At 64.7% G+C, this 17544-nt stretch carries 19 protein-coding genes; 9 read left to right on the top strand and 10 right to left on the bottom strand.

What is annotated here, in order from left to right; genetic code table 11:
- Positions 1–42 precede the first annotated feature (42 nt).
- The gene (gene amn, locus QIY50_07470; GenBank protein WGV22027.1) at positions 43–1506 is read left to right on the top strand and encodes an AMP nucleosidase; all 1464 of its coding nucleotides are present in this window, start codon (positions 43–45) and stop codon (positions 1504–1506) included.
- Positions 1507–1512: 6 nt separating this feature from the next.
- On the top strand, positions 1513–2145 hold the full coding sequence (locus tag QIY50_07465) for a pseudouridine synthase (GenBank protein WGV22026.1): 633 nt from the start codon (positions 1513–1515) through the stop codon (positions 2143–2145).
- A 113-nt stretch (positions 2146–2258) separates the two neighbouring features.
- Here the strand turns inward: QIY50_07465 and QIY50_07460 are convergent, their stop codons facing one another.
- Complete coding sequence (locus tag QIY50_07460) at positions 2259–2462, bottom strand: DUF2788 domain-containing protein (protein WGV22025.1); 204 nt, start codon at positions 2460–2462, stop codon at positions 2259–2261.
- 54 nt (positions 2463–2516) lie between these two features.
- On the bottom strand, positions 2517–2993 hold the full coding sequence (locus QIY50_07455; GenBank protein ID WGV22024.1) for an Lrp/AsnC family transcriptional regulator: 477 nt from the start codon (positions 2991–2993) through the stop codon (positions 2517–2519).
- A gap of 395 nt (positions 2994–3388) precedes the next feature.
- Between QIY50_07455 and QIY50_07450 the strand changes: the two genes are divergently transcribed.
- The gene (locus QIY50_07450; protein WGV22023.1) at positions 3389–4174 is read left to right on the top strand and encodes a hypothetical protein; all 786 of its coding nucleotides are present in this window, start codon (positions 3389–3391) and stop codon (positions 4172–4174) included.
- Positions 4175–4298: 124 nt separating this feature from the next.
- Here QIY50_07450 and QIY50_07445 read toward each other — a convergent pair whose 3' ends face one another.
- Together QIY50_07445 and QIY50_07440 are read right to left on the bottom strand one after the other, a co-directional pair.
- Positions 4299–5171 (bottom strand): cation diffusion facilitator family transporter, encoded by an 873-nt coding sequence (locus tag QIY50_07445; GenBank protein ID WGV22022.1) that lies wholly within the window; start codon positions 5169–5171, stop codon positions 4299–4301.
- 22 nt (positions 5172–5193) lie between these two features.
- Complete coding sequence (locus QIY50_07440) at positions 5194–5613, bottom strand: polyribonucleotide nucleotidyltransferase (GenBank protein WGV22021.1); 420 nt, start codon at positions 5611–5613, stop codon at positions 5194–5196.
- Between the two features lie 115 nt (positions 5614–5728).
- Here QIY50_07440 and hrpB point away from each other — a divergent pair, with 115 nt between their 5' ends.
- Positions 5729–8257: an ATP-dependent helicase HrpB gene (gene hrpB, locus QIY50_07435; protein WGV22020.1), complete on the top strand. Its 2529-nt coding sequence runs from the start codon at positions 5729–5731 to the stop codon at positions 8255–8257.
- 27 nt (positions 8258–8284) lie between these two features.
- On the opposite strand, the gene QIY50_07430 is transcribed toward hrpB, so the two are convergent.
- The 3 genes from QIY50_07430 to QIY50_07420 form a co-directional block, all read right to left on the bottom strand.
- Entirely contained in the window at positions 8285–8782 is a 498-nt protein-coding gene (locus tag QIY50_07430; GenBank protein WGV22019.1) for a hypothetical protein, read from the bottom strand.
- 17 nt (positions 8783–8799) lie between these two features.
- Positions 8800–9252 (bottom strand): hypothetical protein, encoded by a 453-nt coding sequence (locus QIY50_07425; GenBank protein WGV22018.1) that lies wholly within the window; start codon positions 9250–9252, stop codon positions 8800–8802.
- 76 nt (positions 9253–9328) lie between these two features.
- Positions 9329–9985 carry a YciC family protein gene (locus tag QIY50_07420; GenBank protein WGV22017.1) on the bottom strand — a complete coding sequence of 219 codons (657 nt, stop codon included), beginning with the start codon at positions 9983–9985 and terminating at the stop codon, positions 9329–9331.
- Positions 9986–10152: 167 nt separating this feature from the next.
- On the opposite strand from QIY50_07420, the gene QIY50_07415 reads away from it, so the two are divergent.
- From QIY50_07415 to QIY50_07405, 3 genes are all read left to right on the top strand, one after another.
- A complete protein-coding gene (locus QIY50_07415; protein WGV22016.1) occupies positions 10153–10905 on the top strand; it encodes a DUF2076 domain-containing protein in 753 nt (250 codons plus the stop codon).
- Between the two features lie 162 nt (positions 10906–11067).
- Positions 11068–11547 carry an NYN domain-containing protein gene (locus tag QIY50_07410; protein WGV22015.1) on the top strand — a complete coding sequence of 160 codons (480 nt, stop codon included), beginning with the start codon at positions 11068–11070 and terminating at the stop codon, positions 11545–11547.
- A gap of 8 nt (positions 11548–11555) precedes the next feature.
- Positions 11556–12161: a 3'-5' exonuclease gene (locus tag QIY50_07405; GenBank protein WGV22014.1), complete on the top strand. Its 606-nt coding sequence runs from the start codon at positions 11556–11558 to the stop codon at positions 12159–12161.
- Here QIY50_07405 and QIY50_07400 read toward each other — a convergent pair.
- Entirely contained in the window at positions 12158–12607 is a 450-nt protein-coding gene (locus QIY50_07400; GenBank protein ID WGV22013.1) for an Lrp/AsnC family transcriptional regulator, read from the bottom strand. The genes QIY50_07405 and QIY50_07400 overlap by 4 nt on opposite strands.
- Before the next feature lie 154 nt (positions 12608–12761).
- On the opposite strand from QIY50_07400, the gene yedA reads away from it, so the two are divergent.
- Both yedA and QIY50_07390 read left to right on the top strand, forming a co-directional pair.
- Positions 12762–13682: a drug/metabolite exporter YedA gene (gene yedA / locus QIY50_07395; protein ID WGV22012.1), complete on the top strand. Its 921-nt coding sequence runs from the start codon at positions 12762–12764 to the stop codon at positions 13680–13682.
- Positions 13683–13737: 55 nt separating this feature from the next.
- Positions 13738–15069, top strand: coding sequence for a DEAD/DEAH box helicase (locus tag QIY50_07390; GenBank protein ID WGV22011.1), 1332 nt, complete (start codon positions 13738–13740; stop codon positions 15067–15069).
- Between the two features lie 120 nt (positions 15070–15189).
- On the opposite strand, the gene QIY50_07385 is transcribed toward QIY50_07390, so the two are convergent.
- Positions 15190–16425: a TIGR03862 family flavoprotein gene (locus tag QIY50_07385; GenBank protein ID WGV22010.1), complete on the bottom strand. Its 1236-nt coding sequence runs from the start codon at positions 16423–16425 to the stop codon at positions 15190–15192.
- Between the two features lie 148 nt (positions 16426–16573).
- Entirely contained in the window at positions 16574–17488 is a 915-nt protein-coding gene (locus QIY50_07380; protein WGV23015.1) for a histone deacetylase, read from the bottom strand.
- Positions 17489–17544 lie beyond the last annotated feature (56 nt).

Below are 17544 nucleotides of genomic sequence, written 5' to 3'. Positions count from 1 at the left end.
AGGCAAGATGGTTCACATGCATGTCCAGACAGGAAGCACAGTGTGAGCCAAGCTTTTGTAGTCGTTGATACCCCCGAACAGGCCGTCGACCGTCTGGCGGCCCTGCATGAACAGGCCACCGGGGCCCTTAGCCAGGCCCTCAAGCGTTACCTGAAGGACCGTACCGAGCCGGGCGTCGAAGAGCGCGACCTGTTCCGCTACCCGGCGTTGCGCCTGACTTACTATAGCCACGGTGAAGTCGCCGCCACCACGCGGGCCTACGCCAAGGTCCAGGTGGCCGGTACCTACAGCGTCACCATCACCCAGCCGGCTGCTTTTCGTGGCTACCTGCTGGAGCAACTGCGCCCGCTGATGCATGACTACACCGTCACGGTAGAGGTTGGCGTCAGCGAACAGAACATCCCTTACCCCTACGTGGTTGACCAGGGTGACGAACTGGCCGGCAGCGGCATCACCGCCGCGCAACTGGCTCGGGTATTCCCAAGCACCGACCTGTCGGCTGCCACCGACAACATTGCCGACGGCCTGTACGACTGGGGTGGCGCCGAAACCTTGCCGCTGGCGCTGTTCGATGCCGCGCGGGTCGACTTCTCGCTGCGCCGCCTGGTGCACTACACCGGTAGCGACTGGCGCCATGTGCAGCCGTGGATCCTGCTGACCAACTACCACCGCTATGTCGACCAGTTCATAAGCCACGGCCTCGACCAGTTGCGGGACGACCCGCGCTTCGTGCGCATGGTGCTGCCTGGTAACGTGGTGATCGAAAAGGGCATGGACCACGGCGAAACCCAGGCCCTGGTGGCCAGCGTGGTCTGGCACCGCTACCAGATGCCGGCGTACCACCTGATCGCCGCCGACGGCGATGGCGTCACGCTGGTCAACATCGGCGTCGGCCCGTCCAATGCCAAGAACATCACCGACCACCTGGCCGTGCTGCGCCCTCACTGCTGGCTGATGATCGGCCACTGCGGTGGCCTGCGCCAGTCGCAGACCATTGGCGACTATGTGCTGGCACACGCTTACATGCGGCGTGACGGTATTCTCGACCGGGTGGTGCCGCCGAACATCCCGATTCCGGCCCTGGCCGAAGTGCAGCTGGCCTTGCAGGAAGCCGCCGCGCAGGTCACCGGCGAGCGTGGCGAGCAGCTGAAGAAGCGCTTGCGCACCGGTACCGTGCTGACCTACGACGACCGCAACTGGGAGCTGCGCTGGGCCCAGGAACGGCCGCTGATCAACCTGTCGCGTGCCGTGGCGGTGGACATGGAAAGCGGAACCATTGCCGCCCAGGGTTACCGCTTGCGCGTGCCATACGGCACGTTGCTGTGTGTGTCCGACAAGCCGCTGCACAGCGAGATCAAGCTGCCGGGTTCGGCTAACGCCTTCTATAACCGGGCGGTCAGCCAGCATCTGAAGATCGGCATTGCCGCCCTCGACCTGCTGCGCACCGAGCTCAACTCGCTGCACTCGCGTAAACTGCGCAGTTTCGATGAGCCGCCGTTCCGCTGAGGATCCATGTCACTGCCACCCCGTTCCAAGCCGCGCCGCCCCCAGGCGCGGCCTGCCACCGGCCCGCGCCGCCAGCCCAAGGCGCCACCGGCCGAGCCGCGTCTGATCCTGTTCAACAAACCATTCGACGTGTTGACCCAGTTCAGCGACGGCGACGGGCGCGCGACGCTCAAGGACTACATCGACATCCCGGGCGTTTACCCGGCCGGGCGGCTGGACCGCGACAGTGAAGGCCTGTTGCTGCTGACCAACGATGGCGGCTTGCAGGCGCGCATTGCCGACCCGAAGCACAAGCTGGCCAAGACTTACTGGGTTCAGGTGGAGGGGGAGCCGAGCGAGGAGCAGTTGCAGCGCTTGCGCGACGGCGTGGAACTGAACGACGGGCCGACCTTGCCGGCCGAGGCGCGGCGCCTGGACGAGCCCGAACTGTGGCCGCGCAACCCGCCGGTACGTTTTCGCAAGAGCGTGCCGACCAGTTGGCTGGAGCTGGTGATTCGCGAAGGGCGTAACCGCCAGGTGCGGCGGATGACGGCGGCGGTGGGGTTGCCGACCTTGCGCCTGGTGCGGGTGCGGATTGGTGACTGGGCGCTGGATGGGTTGGAGCAGGGCTGCTGGCGCGAAGTGGCCGCCAAGCTTTAGTTCAGTTCAAGGGCCTGTTCGCGGGCACGCCCGCTCCCACAGGTAGGGTGCAGCCCTCAAGTGCAGCGCCGGCCCTGTGGGAGCGGGCGTGCCCGCGAATGGCCTGGAATTTTCTACACCCCTTCGAGAAACCCCACCACCACGCTCTTGATGATGAACGCCAGCACCCCCAGCCCCAGCACGAAGAACAGGATCAGCGTGCCGAACTTGCCCGCCTTGGACTTTTTCGCCAGGTCCCAGACGATGAAGCCCATGAAACCGATCAACACGGTGACCAGGATGATCATCATCCACTCTTCGAATACGGCGGGATCCATCGGTGTTCTCCTGGCGGGTTGAGCGGCTGATTATACGCCTGCTGGCGCAGGCAATTAACGCAGGTGGGTCAATGGCAGCTCGGTGCTGGCCAGCACCTGGTTCAGCACGAAGCTCGAACGCACGCTGGTGACGCCTTCAATACGGGTCAGGCTGCCTAGCAGCAGTTTCTGGTAGTGGTCCATGTCGGGCACCACTACTTTCAGCTGGTAGTCGGCATCCATGCCGGTGACCAGGCTGCATTCGAGCACCTGGGGCAGGTTGCGGATGGCCGCCTCGAAGGTTTCGAAACGCTCCGGGGTGTGGCGGTCCATGCCGATCAGCACGTAGGCCGTCAGGCTCAGGCCGAGCTTCTTGCGGTCGAGCAGGGCCACCTGGCGCGAAATATAGCCATCGTCCTCCAGTTGCTTGACCCGACGCGAGCATGGCGAAGGCGACAGGCCGATGCGTTCGGCCAGTTCCTGGTTGGAAATGCGCGCATCGCGCTGCAATTCGGCGAGGATGCTCAGGTCGTAGCGGTCAAGTTTGCTCATGGTGGATGCCTTTTCTGTTCCGATTGCGGTGAATTATCAATCCAGGGTGAAAAATTGCGCAAGTGCTATTTGTCTGAGCAATCTTCGCAATCCTCTGCTGCAACTGCTTCGGTATCTTTATCCACAGAATCACTGCCCGGACATCAGTCCACGGCGACGCGCCCTAGGCGGGCGGTCGCGGCCAGCCATCCAACAGGATCTGCAGGCCCCCGGGCTACACACTTTCCAGAAGACGGTGTGAGGTGAGCCGGCGCCACAAGTGCCGAGCACGGACGACAATTCCTGAAGGGAGGCCCTGCGGCCTCCCTTTTTTCATGTCCGGATTTTTAATTGGCCTGCGCGACGGGCGCGGTAGACTGGCGCTGGTTGCCGTATTTTCTACCGAGAGGAACAACATGAAGTCGCGCATCTGGCAGTTGGCAGGTGTTGGTGTGCTGGGGTTGAGCATCAGCCTCGGGACCATGGCCGAAGGGCAGGGTGAGGGCGCGCCGGGGCGTTCGCTCAACTCGCGTGACGAAGTACAGCAGACCCAGCCGCCACGCCAGGGTTACTACCAGGACATTCCCCGCCGTCATGGTGAGAATCGCCACTGGGAAGCCGGTGGCCAGGGGCAACGGCCTGGCGGTGACTGGCAAGGGCGTCCGGATGGTCATGGCGATGGCTGGGGGCCTGGGCCGCAGTATCGCCCGGGGCACACCATCGATCATTTCCCGGACCGCTACTGGAAAGTGCCCTACCGTGGCGACGACTACTTCTACTCCAGTGGTTACTGGTATCGCCCCCATGGTGGCCGTTATGTCGTGGTGACCCCGCCCCATGGCGTGCGGGTCGACTACTTGCCGCCCTATGCGCGGGAAGTCTGGCTGGGCGGGGCGCTGTTCTTCCTGGTGGCCGATACCTATTACCAGTACCTGGCCGACAGCCGCGAGTACGTGGTGGTCAACCCACCAGTGGCCGTGCCGGCACCCGTAGGCGGTGGGTATGACGTGGTGGCCTACCCGATGTATGGGCAAGGGCAGGAGCAGCAGGACCAGGATCGTTACCAGTGCCATCGCTGGGCGGTGGGCCAGTCAGGGTTCGACCCGGCAACGGCGACGTACGCGCCGCCGGCCAATGTGGCGGACAGCTACCGACGGGCGCTGGGTGCCTGTTTCAGCGGCCGGGGTTACAGCATCAACTGAGCCAGATGTGCTGCCTGTTCTGGCCCTATCGCCGGCAAGCCAGCTCCCACAGGTATTGCGCATGCCTTCAGGCCGGTGCGGTTCCTGTGGGAGCTGGCTTGCCGGCGATAGCGCCCTTGCAGGTTCACACCGGATCCGCATGCACCATCACATCCGCCTGTGGATAACGCTGGCGGATCACCCTCGAGGCCTCCACGCACAAGGCGTGCGCTTCATGCAGCGGTAGCTGCCCCGGCATATCCAGATGCAGCTGGACGAACCACTGGTTACCCGAGACCCGGGTACGAAGGTCGTGCACGCCTTCAACCCCGGGGATGGCCAGCACCAGCGCAGCCATGTCTTCGCCTACCTCGCCGGGCAGTTCCTGGTCCATCAGGATGGCCGTACTCTCCCGGGCGATCTGCAGCGCGCTCCAGAGGATGTAGACGGCGATACCCAGGCCGAACAGCGCATCCAGCTGCGGCCAGCCAAAGCGTGCCAGCAGCAGGGCCAGCAGGATGCTGCCGTTGAGCAGCAGGTCCGAGCGGTAGTGCAGGGAGTCGGCCCGCACCGCCGTGGAGCCGGTCAGGCGGATGACCTTGCGTTGCAGTGCCAGCAGGGCAAGTGTCAGCACCAGCGACAGCAGCATTACCCCAATACCGACGGCAGTATCGCCGAGCGGTTGCGGGGTATGCAGGCGCTCCACTGCCTGTACACAAATCAGCACTGCACTGACCCCGATGAACAGCGCCTGCGCCATGCCGGCCAGGGCTTCGGCCTTGCCATGACCGAAACGGTGGTCGTCATCAGCCGGGCGCAAGGCATAGTGCACGGCGAGCAGGTTGAGGAACGAGGCAACGGCATCCAGTGCCGAATCGGTCAGCCCTGCCAGCAGGCTCACCGAGCCGCTCAGCCACCAGGCCAGCGCCTTGCTCAGGACCAGGATGCTGGCTACCGCCAGTGATGCGCGGGTGGCCAGGCGTAGCAGGCGCTGGTGTTCAGCCGGGGTGGTCGTCATCCGTGGTCAGAATCCTTGTGGTTCAGGCTGCCGGCACCAGGCCCAGGCTGGCCAACTGCTCGATGCTGCCGCGCTGCTGGATCAGCCGCGGGTCGTTCAGCGGCAGACGTTGGCCCAGCTCGCTCTCCAGAATGGCCTGCAACTTGGTGTTGTCGACCTTGCCATCTGGGCTGACGGCTTCGCGCAGTTTTACCGGGTCGACCTGGGCGGACCGCCCGCCTGAGTAATAGATGGCGCCGGTGGCGAAGTCGATACCGAAGGCGATCAGCCCCGGGATCACGTAGAACAGGATGCCGATGGCATCCATTGCGGCAACCACAGGGTCGATCTTGCCGCCGATCTGGCCGCGACGCTCCGGGTAGAGAATGGTGCCGCAGGCGGTCAGTTGGGTCAGCAAGGTGACGATGAGGGCGCCACCGATGACGCGGGTTGGGATGCGCATGTAAATCTCCGAAAGGTATTCAGCAGGGCAAGCGAAGCGCCTGCACCTGAAGCTAAGACCATGATAGAGCAGGCTGGGTTCGCCGTTATACTCGCGGGACTGTTCGAGGACCACCATGATTTCATTACCGATCGATGCTGTCTTGCCTGCCTTGCGCCAGGCGCTGGAAAACCGTGACGAAGCGGTGCTCGAAGCCCCTCCCGGTGCCGGCAAGACCACGCGCGTACCGCTGGCGCTGCTCAACGAGCCATGGCTGGCCGGGCAGCGCATTCTCATGCTCGAGCCCCGGCGCCTTGCGGCGCGGGCGGCGGCAGAACGGCTGGCCAGCGAGCTGGGCGAGCAGGTTGGCGAAACGGTGGGCTACCGCATTCGCCTGGACAGCAAGGTCGGGCCGAAAACCCGCATCGAGGTGGTGACAGAGGGTATCCTCACCCGCCGCCTGCAGGCCGACCCGGCGCTGGAGGGGGTGGGCTTGCTGATCTTCGACGAATTCCATGAGCGCAGCCTCGACGCCGATCTGGCCTTGGCCTTGAGCCTGAATGGCCGCGAATTGCTGCGTGATGACCCGCCACTGAAGATTCTGCTGATGTCCGCGACCCTGGAGGGCGAGCGCCTGTCGCGGTTGCTGGACGATGCTCCGGTAGTCAGCAGCGAAGGCCGCATGCACCCCGTCGACATCCGCTGGGGGCGGCCTTTCCAGCCGGGTGAGTTCATCGAGCCACGGGTGGTGGACAGCGTGTTGCAGGCGCTGGCCGACCAGGCCGGCAGTGTGCTGGTGTTCCTGCCGGGCCAGGCCGAGATCCGCCGGGTGCACCACAGCCTGCAGGAAGCGTTGGGTGAGCGGCCCGAAATCCTGCTGTGTCCGTTACATGGCGAACTCGACCTCAATGCACAGCGTGCAGCCATCGACCCGGCGCCCAAGGGCCTGCGCAAGGTGGTGCTGGCCACCAACATCGCCGAGACCAGCCTGACCATCGACGGCGTGCGGGTGGTGATCGACGCCGGCCTGGCCCGGGTACCGCGCTTCGACCCCGGCAGCGGCATGACCCGCCTGGATACCCAGCGCATTTCCCGCGCCAGTGCTACCCAGCGCGCCGGCCGTGCCGGCCGCCTGGAGCCCGGCGTGTGCTACCGCTTATGGTCCGAAGCCCAGCATGACCAGCTGGCCGCCCACGGCAGCGCCGAAATCCTGCAGGCCGACCTGGCCGGCCTGGCCCTGCAACTGGCACGCTGGGGCGTTGCGCCCGAGCAGTTGCGCTGGCTTGACCAGCCGCCCACTGCCGCTTTCGCCCAGGCCCAGGACCTGTTGGCGCGGCTCGGTGCCTTCAAGCCTGGCAGCCGTGACAACCTTAGCGAACACGGCCAGGCCATGGCCGAACTGCCGGCCCATCCACGTATCGCGCATCTGCTGCTGCGCGGGCAGGACCTGGGCCTGGCACAGATGGCCTGCGATGTGGCGGCACTGCTGGGCGAGCGGGATATCCAGCGCGGCGGCGGTGCCGACCTGCACAGCCGGCTGGCGCTGGTCAGCGGCGAGAGTAAGGCTACGCGGGGCGGCCAGGGTGGTGTGCAACGTGCCCGGCAACTGTCTCGCCAGTACCGCGGCCTGCTGCGTGGCAAGGCCGGTGCACCGGTTGCCGACCCGGATCACCCACGCTGGCTGGGTGCACTGCTGGCGCTGGCCTACCCCGACCGCGTCGCCCAGCAGCGCCGCGAGGGTGGTGCGGAATATCGGCTGGCCAACGGCCGTGCGGCGCTGTTTGCCGAAGCCGATGCGCTGATGAAGTGCCCGTGGCTGGTGATTGCCGACCTGGGTAGTCGCCAGGGCCAGCGCGAAGAGCGCATCTATCTGGCCGCCGAGTTCGATCCGGCGCTGCTCGAGGGCGTGCTGGCCGAACAGGTCGAGCGGGTCGATATCCTCGATTGGGACGAGCGCGAGCAGGTGTTGCGCGCCGAACGCCAGGTCAAGGTCGGCGAGCTGGTGCTCAGCCGCGAACCGCTGCCCGGCCTGGATGACGAAGCGCGGGCTCGCGCGCTGCTTGGCCTGGTTCGACGCAAAGGCCTGAACCTGCTGACCTGGACCCCCGAGCTGCGGCAATGGCAGGCGCGCGTGGCCTTGCTGCGTCAGCTGGACTTGGCCAAGGACGGTCACAGCGAATGGCCCGACCTGGCTGACGAGGCCTTGCTCGCCAGCCTGGAAGACTGGTTGCAGCCCTACCTGGGCAAGGTGTCGCGCCTCAGCCATTTCGCCGCGCTGGACCTGTCGTCGATGCTGCGCAACCTGTTGCCCTGGCCGCTGCCGCAGCGCCTGGAAGAACAGGCCCCCGCGCATTTGGCGGTGCCGTCCGGCTCGAACATCCGCCTGGACTACAGCGAAAACCCGCCGATTCTCGCTGTGCGTTTGCAAGAGCTGTTCGGCCTGGCCGATACCCCACGCATCGCCAACGGCCGCCAGCAGGTCAAGCTGCACCTGCTGTCCCCGGCACGCCGCCCGGTGCAGGTGACACAGGACCTGGCCAACTTCTGGCGTACGACCTATGCCGAGGTGAAGAAGGACTTGAAAGGGCGCTACCCGAAGCATTACTGGCCGGATGACCCGTTGGTGGCCGAAGCAACCGCGCGGGCCAAGCCGCGCGGCAGTTGAGGCTGGGTGCCCGCTTGCAGAAGGGGCTCAGATTGGTGTGATCGGGCTAAGCAGGAAGGGGAACACTTTGCCTTGCTCGACATTGAGCAGGGCTATCCAGTGGCCGCTGAAGTGCGGGGTGTCCTTGAGGATGCCGACCCTTTGGCCCAGGTGGTCGCGCAGGTAGCACAGCAGGCCTTGGTCAGTCAGCTGCAGCGGTTCGATCTTCCAGTACTCGATGACTTCGGCGTGGCGGTAGAAACCGAGGTAGCCGTTGCGGCTGATACCCAGTTTCTTGCCGAGCGGCTGGCTGCGCAGGCTGATGTGGTAATGCAGGCGGTTGTCGGTTTGCGAATCAAAGTGAAAGTCGAAGACCGGCGAGTCGCTGTCGCCACCTGCCTGCAGCCAGTCGTCCTGTGGGGTAAAGCCCCAGTTCCACTTGTCGCTGCTGCGGCTCAGGCGTAGCGGAATATTGCCGGTGCTTGACCGCAGGTAGAGCTGGCCGCGGAACGAGTTGGCGTACAGGGTGCTGATTTGTGGGTCCATGCGTCGTCCTCCCGGCTTCATTTGCCTGCAAGTTTGAGCAGGAAGGTGCAAGGTTCGCCTTTGGCTACGTTCAGTATCCTGTCCTCGCTGGCAAGTTCCGATGCCCGGCGGCCCTTGTCGTCAAGCAGGTTGCACAGCAGGCCTTCGCCGGTCAGTTCGAGCGGTTGCAGCTGCCACGGTGCCTTGACCGCCGCCGAGCTGTAGAAGCCCAGGTAGCCATTGCTGCTGATACCGAGTTGCTTGCCGTCACGGCCCTGGATGATCCAGATCGAATACAGCAGGCAGTCATTGCGGGTGGACTGGAAGTGGAACTCCAACAGCGGTGAGTCCTGGACGCCACCGACCCTGACCCAGTCATCGACTTGCTGCCTTTCATTGCTGATGCGCAGCGGGGTGTTGGCCCCCGCCGCGCGTTGGTACAACCGGCCGCAAAACGCTTTGCCGTAGGTGGCCTGGATGGCGGGATCCATGGTGCAGCTCCTGAATGATCAAAGGAGTTGCCACTGTATCGGCCGGCCGCTGCTGCCAGCAGGCCGTAACCTTTCCTCAAGCGCCCGCTTCACCCTCAAGCAACATGAACAGGCGATACAGCACCACGGTGCTGAACAGTTGCAGGAAGCCGCTGAGGCTGTCCATGGCCAGCTCCATGCCTGGCGATGGCTCGGGGAAGGCCATCAGCAGCAGCCCGTCGATCAGCCAGATCGGTGCCAGCACGCCGACCACGCAGATCATGATGCGCATGAAGTGCCCGGTGGTCATGCTGGCGCTGTCACGCATCGCCTGCACCACCGGCCGGCCGCGCAGTACCAGCAGGTACTCGGCGAACACCAGGTTGATCATGATCCATACGCCCGGGAAGATGAACAGCGCAAGGCCCGCCATGATCAGCAGCGAGCTGATCAGGATCAGCAGGGCCAGTTGCGGCCACAGCTGCACGGCACGGGCGAACAGGTCGCGCTTGGCGATTTCCTGGCCGTTGCTGCGGGTGTCGAGGTACAGGATCAGCGCAGCGCTGTACAGCGGGTAGAACAGCAGGCTGACCAGCATGCCGTAGGCCGGCGATGCCTGGTCACCCATCTGCCGGTACAGCAGCTGGGTGAGCAAGGCCTCCAGCACCACCAGCGGCAGGCACAGCTGGAGGATGTTCGGCAGGTGGCGGCGGAAGAAGTACAAGGAGTCGCGCAGGACGCTCAGCGGATTCATCAGTCAAGATCGCATGGCAGTAAAAACAGGGGCCTAACTTTAGCCCAAAGCAAGCTTGAGGCTGTCATTTGCTGAAAAAAGTTTCACGCCGCCGGTGATTGAATCCCACGTCTGTACGCCCCATCTTTGACGCTGTCCGTTGTCCCGCTACCCCACGAGGTCGCCCCATGAATACTGAAGAACAAACCCTGATCGATGGCCTGTTCGGCCGCCTCAAGCAAGCCGAGGACCCGAGCCAGCCGCGTGATGCGCAGGCCCAGGCATGCATCGAGGAACACGTGCGTCAGCAGCCGGCGGCGCCTTATTACATGGCCCAGGCGATTCTGGTACAGGAGGCGGCCATCAAGCGCCTCGACGAGCAGAACAAGCAGCTGGAAGCCGAACTGAAGCAGGCCCGCGCCCAGGCCGAGGCCGCCCGTGTCGGCAGTGCGCCGAACAACGGCGGTGGTGGTTTCCTGTCCAGCATCTTTGGTTCGGGGCGCAGTGCTGCCCCGGCCGTGCAACCGCAGCGTCCCGCTGCCGCCCCGGTGGCAACCGGTGGTGGTTGGCGTGAGCCGTCGGCGCCGGGCTTTTCCCAGCCACAAGCGCAGCAGCCTGGCTTTGGCGCCGCGCCGGCACGCAGTGGTGCCAGCAGCTTCCTCGGTGGTGCGATGCAGACCGCGGCCGGTGTGGCGGGTGGTGTGTTGCTGGCGCAGGGCATCAGCAGCCTGTTCAACCACAACTCGCAGCCGGAGGAGGTGGTCGAAGTGATCAAGGAAGAGCCGGCGCCGGCCAGTGACAGCGGTGGCTGGAACGACTCGGGGGCGCAGCAGCAGGTGGCTGACAACGGTGGTTGGGGCAGTGACCAGGGTGGTTATGCCGACAGCGATTATGGCAGCGATGATGGCGGGTTCTTCTCCGACGACGATTCGTACGTCTGACAGGTCTGGCATACTGCTGGCAATTTTGGGGGCGCTTTGCGCCCCTTTCGCGACGCAAGGCCGCTCCCACAAGGGTACGCGAACCCCTGTAGGAGTGGCCTTGTGTCGCGAAAGGGCTGCAGGGCAGCCCCCAGCAATCCCGGCCTGACAAGAGATGCCCAGGTGAAAAAGATCGCGCTGTTCGCCGATGTGCAGAACCTCTACTACACCGTGCGCCAGGCCCACGGTTGCCATTTCAACTACGCCGCGCTGTGGGCCGATGTCAGCCGCGAAGGCCAGATCATCGAGGCCGTGGCCTATGCCATCGACCGTGGCGACAGCAAGCAGCAGCAGTTCCAGCAGATCTTGCGCAACCTCGGTTTCGATGTGCGGCTCAAGCCCTTCATCCAACGCAGCGATGGCTCGGCCAAAGGTGACTGGGACGTGGGCATTACCCTGGATGTGATCGATGCCGCCAGCCGCGTCGACCAAGTGGTACTGGCCTCCGGCGATGGCGATTTCGACCTGCTGCTGGAGCGGGTGATCCAGCGCCATGGCACCGAGGCAGTGGTGTATGGTGTGCCCGGGCTTACTGCACTGTCGCTGATCCGTGCCGCCACCCGTTATGTACCCATCGAGGGTGCGCTGTTGCTCAAACACTGAGATTTTTCATGGAACGTATCGCTGTCATCGACTTTGAAACCACCGGCATCAGCCCCGGCGCCGGCTGCCGCGCCACCGAGGTGGCGGTGGTGATGCTGGAGGGTGGGCGCATCGTCGAGCGTTACCAGAGCCTGATGAACGCCGGCGTGCCGGTACCCGCCTTTGTCGCCGGGCTCACCGGCATCACCACTGCCATGCTGCGCAGTGCGCCGCCGGTGGACAAGGTGATGAACGAAGTGGCCGAATTCGTCGGTGGCACCCCGCTGCTGGCACATAATGCCGCTTTCGACCAGAAGTTCTGGGACTACGAATTGAGCCGCATCGGCCGTAGCCGCAGCCAGGCCTTCGCCTGTTCCTTGCTGTTGTCACGGCGCTTGCTGCCGGCAGCCCCGAACCACAAGCTGGGCACCCTGACCCGCTGGGCCGGGCTGCCGGATACCGGTACCGCGCACCGGGCCATGGCCGATGCCGAAATGGCCGCCAACCTGCTGCAACACCTGGCTGGTGTGTTGCGCCAGAGCCACGGTGTCCAGCAACTTTCGCACGACTTGCTCTGTCGCCTGCAGAAAACCCCTGCCGCAAAGGTTCGTGAAACCCTGGCCAGGTTCTGTTAGGGCTTCCTCTCCAGTTGCGCCAGTGGCACCCGCCGTTCCACCGCGCTGGAGAGAATGATCGAGGTCTTGCTGAAGCCGAACTGGGCTACCCGGTTGATCAGTTCCTCCAGCTCGGGCATCGAACCCACTGCTGCCTGCATGATGACGCAGGGGTCGCCGGTAACCCGGTGGCATTCGGTCAACTGGGGAATCTGGGTCAACGCTTCGTAGGCCTGCTGATTGCCGTGACTGGCCAGGCGCAGTTCGATCACGCACTGTATTGGCAGGCCGATCTTGCTCATGTCGACCTTGGCCTGGTAGCCGGTGATGACCCCGCTGGCCTCGAGCTTGGCCACCCGCTCGGCCACCGCAGGCGCCGACAGGTTCACCTGCCGCGCCAGTTGCGCGAAGGTGGCGCGGCCGTTGTCGAGCAGTGCGGCGAGCAGCATGCGGTCGTACTTGTCCATGGAATTTTCCTGCCTGGTTTCGATTCGATTGAAAAGCATCCGAATAACCATGCAATGCAAAGTGTTCGGGTTATTTAAAGCTGTTTTGTAACTTAAGTTTACACGTTGGCCTTTCTAAACTAAGCCACCCGTAAACGGATTTCGAGTGTTTCCCATGCCTGCCTCACGTCGCTTCCCTTTATTGCTCGTTGGCGCTTTCCTGGCCTTGTACCTGGTCTGGGGCTCCACCTACCTGTTCATTCGCATTGGCGTCGAGAGCTGGCCACCGATGCTCATGGCTGGGGTGCGCTTCCTGATTGCCGGTGGGCTGCTGTATGGGTTCCTGCGCTGGCGCGGTGTGCCGGCGCCGACCTGGCCGCAGTGGCGCGCGGCGGGAGCGATCGGTTTTCTGCTGCTCAGTTGCGGCAACGGTGGCGTGACCGTGGCCGAGCATGCTGGCGTAGCCTCGGGCGTGGCAGCACTGGCGGTGGCGACGGTGCCGCTGTTCACCTTGCTGTTCGGCCTGTTGTTCGGGCACCGCAATTCGAAGCTGGAGTGGGCGGGGATCGCCCTTGGGCTGGTGGGCATCGGCCTGCTGAACCTGGGCTCCAACCTGCAGGCAAGCCCGATTGGCGCGGCGCTGATCATTTTTGCGGCGGCCTCCTGGGCATTCGGCTCGGTGTGGAGCAAGACCTTGCCGCTGCCCCAGGGGCCCATGGCCAGCGCTGCCGAAATGCTGGTCGGTGGTGCCGTGCTGTTGCTTGGCAGCGTGCTGTCTGGCGAGCGCATGACGCACATGCCGACGGCTGCCGGCTGGGGCGCGCTGGCCTACCTGGTGTTCTTCGGTTCGATCCTGGCGTTCAGCGCCTACATGTACTTGCTCAAGCACGTGCGCCCGGCAGCTGCCACCAGCTACGCCTACGTCAACCCGGCCGTGGCTGTGCTGCTGGGCATCATCTTTGCCGGTGAGCAGATTGGTGCCGAAGAGTGTGTGGCTATGGCGGTGATCATCGGCGCTGTGGTGCTGATAGGCCTGCCGCAGTGGCGCAAGGCACCTGAGCCGGCGCAGCCGTTGAAAGGCGAAATCTGCAAGTAGGCAGGGGCGATGCGGTAAACTTGCCGCCTTCGCTGAACCCCCTGACGGTATTGCCATGAATTTCGCCAAACTCGGCCTGATCGAACCGCTGCTGCGCACCCTGCAGCAGCTGGACTACACCACCCCGACCCCGGTGCAGGCCAAGGCCATCCCCGCCGTGCTGGCCGGCCGCGACCTGATGGCCGCGGCCCAGACCGGCACCGGCAAGACCGCAGGTTTTGCCCTGCCAGTGTTGCAGCGCCTGGCGCTGGAAGGCGAGAAGGTAGCCAGCAACTCGATCCGCGCGCTGGTGCTGGTGCCCACCCGTGAGCTGGCCGAGCAGGTGCACAACAACGTGCGCGAGTATGCCGAGAACCTGCCGTTGAGCACCTACGCGGTGTATGGCGGGGTCAGCATCAACCCGCAGATGATGCGCCTGCGTCGTGGTGTCGACCTGCTGGTAGCCACCCCGGGGCGCTTGCTCGACCTGTTCCGGCAGAACGCCGTGAAGTTCAACCAGGTGCAGACCCTGGTGCTGGACGAAGCCGACCGCATGCTCGACCTGGGCTTTGCCGAAGAGCTGCAGTCGGTGTACGCCGCGCTGCCACGCAAGCGCCAGACCTTGCTGTTCTCCGCCACTTTCTCCGACCAGATTCGCATGCTGGCGGGGCTGGCACTGAACGACCCGCTGAGCATCGAAGTAAGCCCGCGCAATGCCACGGCCACCAGCGTCAAGCAGTGGCTGGTGCCTGTGGACAAAAAACGCAAGGTCGACCTGTTCTGCTACCTGCTGCGCAAGCAGCGCTGGAAGCAGGTGCTGGTGTTCGCCAAGACCCGCAATGGTGTGGACCAACTGGTGGAGCGCTTGCTGGCCGAGGGTGTGAATGCCGACGGCATCCACGGTGATCGCCCGCAAGCCACCCGCCAGCGTGCGCTGGACAGCTTCAAGGCCCGCGAAATCCAGGTGCTGGTGGCGACCGATGTGGCCGCCCGCGGCCTGGATATCGATGACTTGCCGCTGGTCGTCAACCTTGACCTGCCGATCGTTGCCGAGGATTACGTGCACCGCATCGGGCGTACCGGGCGGGCGGGCAACAAGGGCGAGGCGATCTCGCTGGTGTGTGCCGATGAAGTGCAACTGCTGGCGGCGATCGAAGTGCTGACCCGGCAGACCCTGCCGCGTCATGAAGAGCCTGATTTCATCCCCGACCACCGAGTGCCGATGACCGACGCCAGTGGCCAGGTGATCAAGAAGCCGAAGAAGCCCAAGAAGCCGAAGGAAAACAGCGCCAAGCGCGGGTTGGGGCGCTGGATGGACAGTGCTGAAGCAGGCAGTGCGGAGCCGGCGGTGAAGGCGGTGCGCAAGGTGCCTAGTTTCAATGGTGGGCCCCGCAAGCGTAAGCCGTAGCCTGGGGAAGCTTGGCCCCTGTGGGAGCGGGCATGCCCGCGAAGCAGGCACCGCGATGCATGGCACGGGCTTCGCCCGTGTTCGCGGGCACGCCCGCTCCCACAGTGGATCGAGTATGTGTCAGGATTTGAGCCAATCCACCGCCGCCCGCCCCGCGCGCAAGCCGCTGGCAAAGCACGCCGTCAGCAGATACCCCCCGGTCGGCGCTTCCCAGTCCAGCATCTCGCCGGCACAGAACACCCCCGGCATGCCCTTGACCATCAAGCCCTCATCCAGCGCCTCGAAACGCACCCCACCCGCGCTGCTGATCGCTTCATCCAGCGGTCGTGTGCGCACCAGCGTGATCGGCAACGCCTTGATCGACCTCGCCAACGCATCAGGGTCGGCAAAGGTCGCCTGATCGGTCAGCTCGCGCAACAGCGCCGCCTTTACCCCATCGATACCCAGCTGGCTGTGCAGGTGCTTGGCCATGGAGCGCGAACCCCGTGGCTTGGCCAGCGCCTGGGCAATCTTGTCCACAGGCTTGTCCGGCAAAAGGTCGAGCAGCAACATCCCGTGGCCGTCACGGTTGATGGCCTCGCGCACCGGCGCCGACCAGGCATATACCAGGCTGCCTTCCACACCCTGCGCGGTGAGGATGAACTCGCCCTTGCGCGGCGCGCCGCCGGGAATGCTGAGGGCAATGTTCTTCAACGGCGCCCCGGCGAACTTGTCCTTGAGCAGCGCGCTCCAGCCTGCCACTTCAAAGCCGCAGTTGCTGGGCTGCAAGGGTGAAATATCCACAGCTCGTTCGGCCAGCAATGGTTGCCAGCTACCGTCCGAACCCAGTCGCGCCCAACTGCCGCCACCCAGCGCCAGCACCACTACGGTGGCCTTTACCAGCCGCTCGCCCTGTGGATAAGCAATCCGCAAGGCACCCTCGGCATTCCAGCCCAACCAGCGGTGACGGGTGTGGATAACTACCCCGCTGTCACGCAGGCGCTTGAGCCAGGCGCGCAGCAGTGGCGCGGCTTTCATGTCGGCGGGGAACACCCGGCCCGAGGTGCCGACGAAGGTTTCGATGCCCAGGCCGTGAATCCACTGGCGCAAGGCGTCGGCATCGAAATCGCGCAGCAGCGCAGCAATTTCGCCCTGGCGTTCGGCATACCGGCTGACGAACGCCGGGTAGGGCTCGGAGTGGGTGATGTTCATGCCCCCGACACCCGCCAGCAAGAACTTGCGGCCCACCGAAGGCATGGCGTCGAACACCTCGACCGCCAGGCCCGCCTGGGCCATTGCTTCGGCGGCCATCAGGCCGGCTGGGCCGCCGCCGATGACGACAGCGAGGGGAGGGGAGGCGGGGCTCAGATCGGGCATGGTAGGCAGCAGGCTGTGGAAAAGAGGCGCATTCTAGCGCAGCGCGGCCTGAGGAAACACTGCTCAAAAAACGATCAGTGCTCTGCAGGCCTCGCCAGTAAAGGGCTGCAGCGGCTTTCCCGCAGGTTATCCACAAGCGGTTCCACAGTCATTGTGAACAACCGATGACGCGTGCTGCGCTGTGATGAAGGATGCCGTGGCGCCTGGCCAGGGCTGCTCGGTCCTTGCTGTAGCCACCGCCAATCACCCCCACCACCGGGATGTCGCGGCCCAGGCAGTGGCGCAGCACTGCCTCGTCACGGGCGGCAACGCCTGCATCGGTCAGTTGCAGATAGCCCAGGGCGTCGTCCTTGTGCACATCGACCCCGGCGTCATACAGCACCAGGTCGGGTCGATAGAGCGGCAGCAGGTAGTTGAGGGCGTCGTCCACCACCTTCAGGTAGGCCGTGTCGCCCATGCCGCGGGGCAGGGGGATGTCCCAATCGCTTTGCGCCTTGCGCGCCGGGAAGTTCTGTTCACAGTGCAGCGACACGGTGATGGCGTCTGGTGTGTCGTGCAGGATGCGTGCAGTGCCGTCACCCTGATGCACATCGCAGTCGAAGATCAGCACCCGGTGCACCCGGCCAGCCGCCAGCAGGTAGTGGCTGATCACGGCCAGGTCGTTGAAGATGCAGAAGCCGGCAGGGTGGTCGTAATGGGCGTGGTGGGTGCCGCCGGCAAGGTGGCAGGCGATGCCGTGCTGCAGCGCCATCTCGGCGCTCAGCAGCGAGCCGCCTACGGCGCGCACGGTACGCCGGGCCAGGGCCTCGCTCCAGGGCAGGCCGAGGCGGCGCTGGTCCTCGCGCGACAGCTCGCCGTTCATGTAGCGCTCGATGTAGCTGCGGTCGTGTGCCAGGGCGAGGATGTCGTTGGGGCAGATGTCCGGGCGCAGCAGGGCCTGGTCGGTGGTCAGCCCGCTGTCGATCAGGTGGTCGTGCAGAAGGCGGAACTTGTCCATGGGGAAGCGGTGCTCGGCAGGGAACTCCGGGCTGTAGTCTTCGTGGTAGATCAGCGGCAACGGCATGGGTGGGGTCGCAGTCAGGGCCAGTGCTGATCTTGCCATGGCGGGTGACTGATGTG

It is taken from the genome of Pseudomonas putida (assembly GCA_029953615.1).
In the GTDB taxonomy this organism is placed as follows: Bacteria; Pseudomonadota; Gammaproteobacteria; order Pseudomonadales; family Pseudomonadaceae; genus Aquipseudomonas.
The sequence above is the reverse complement of the archived record's forward strand: the minus strand, read 5'-3'. Positions and strand labels throughout refer to the sequence as shown.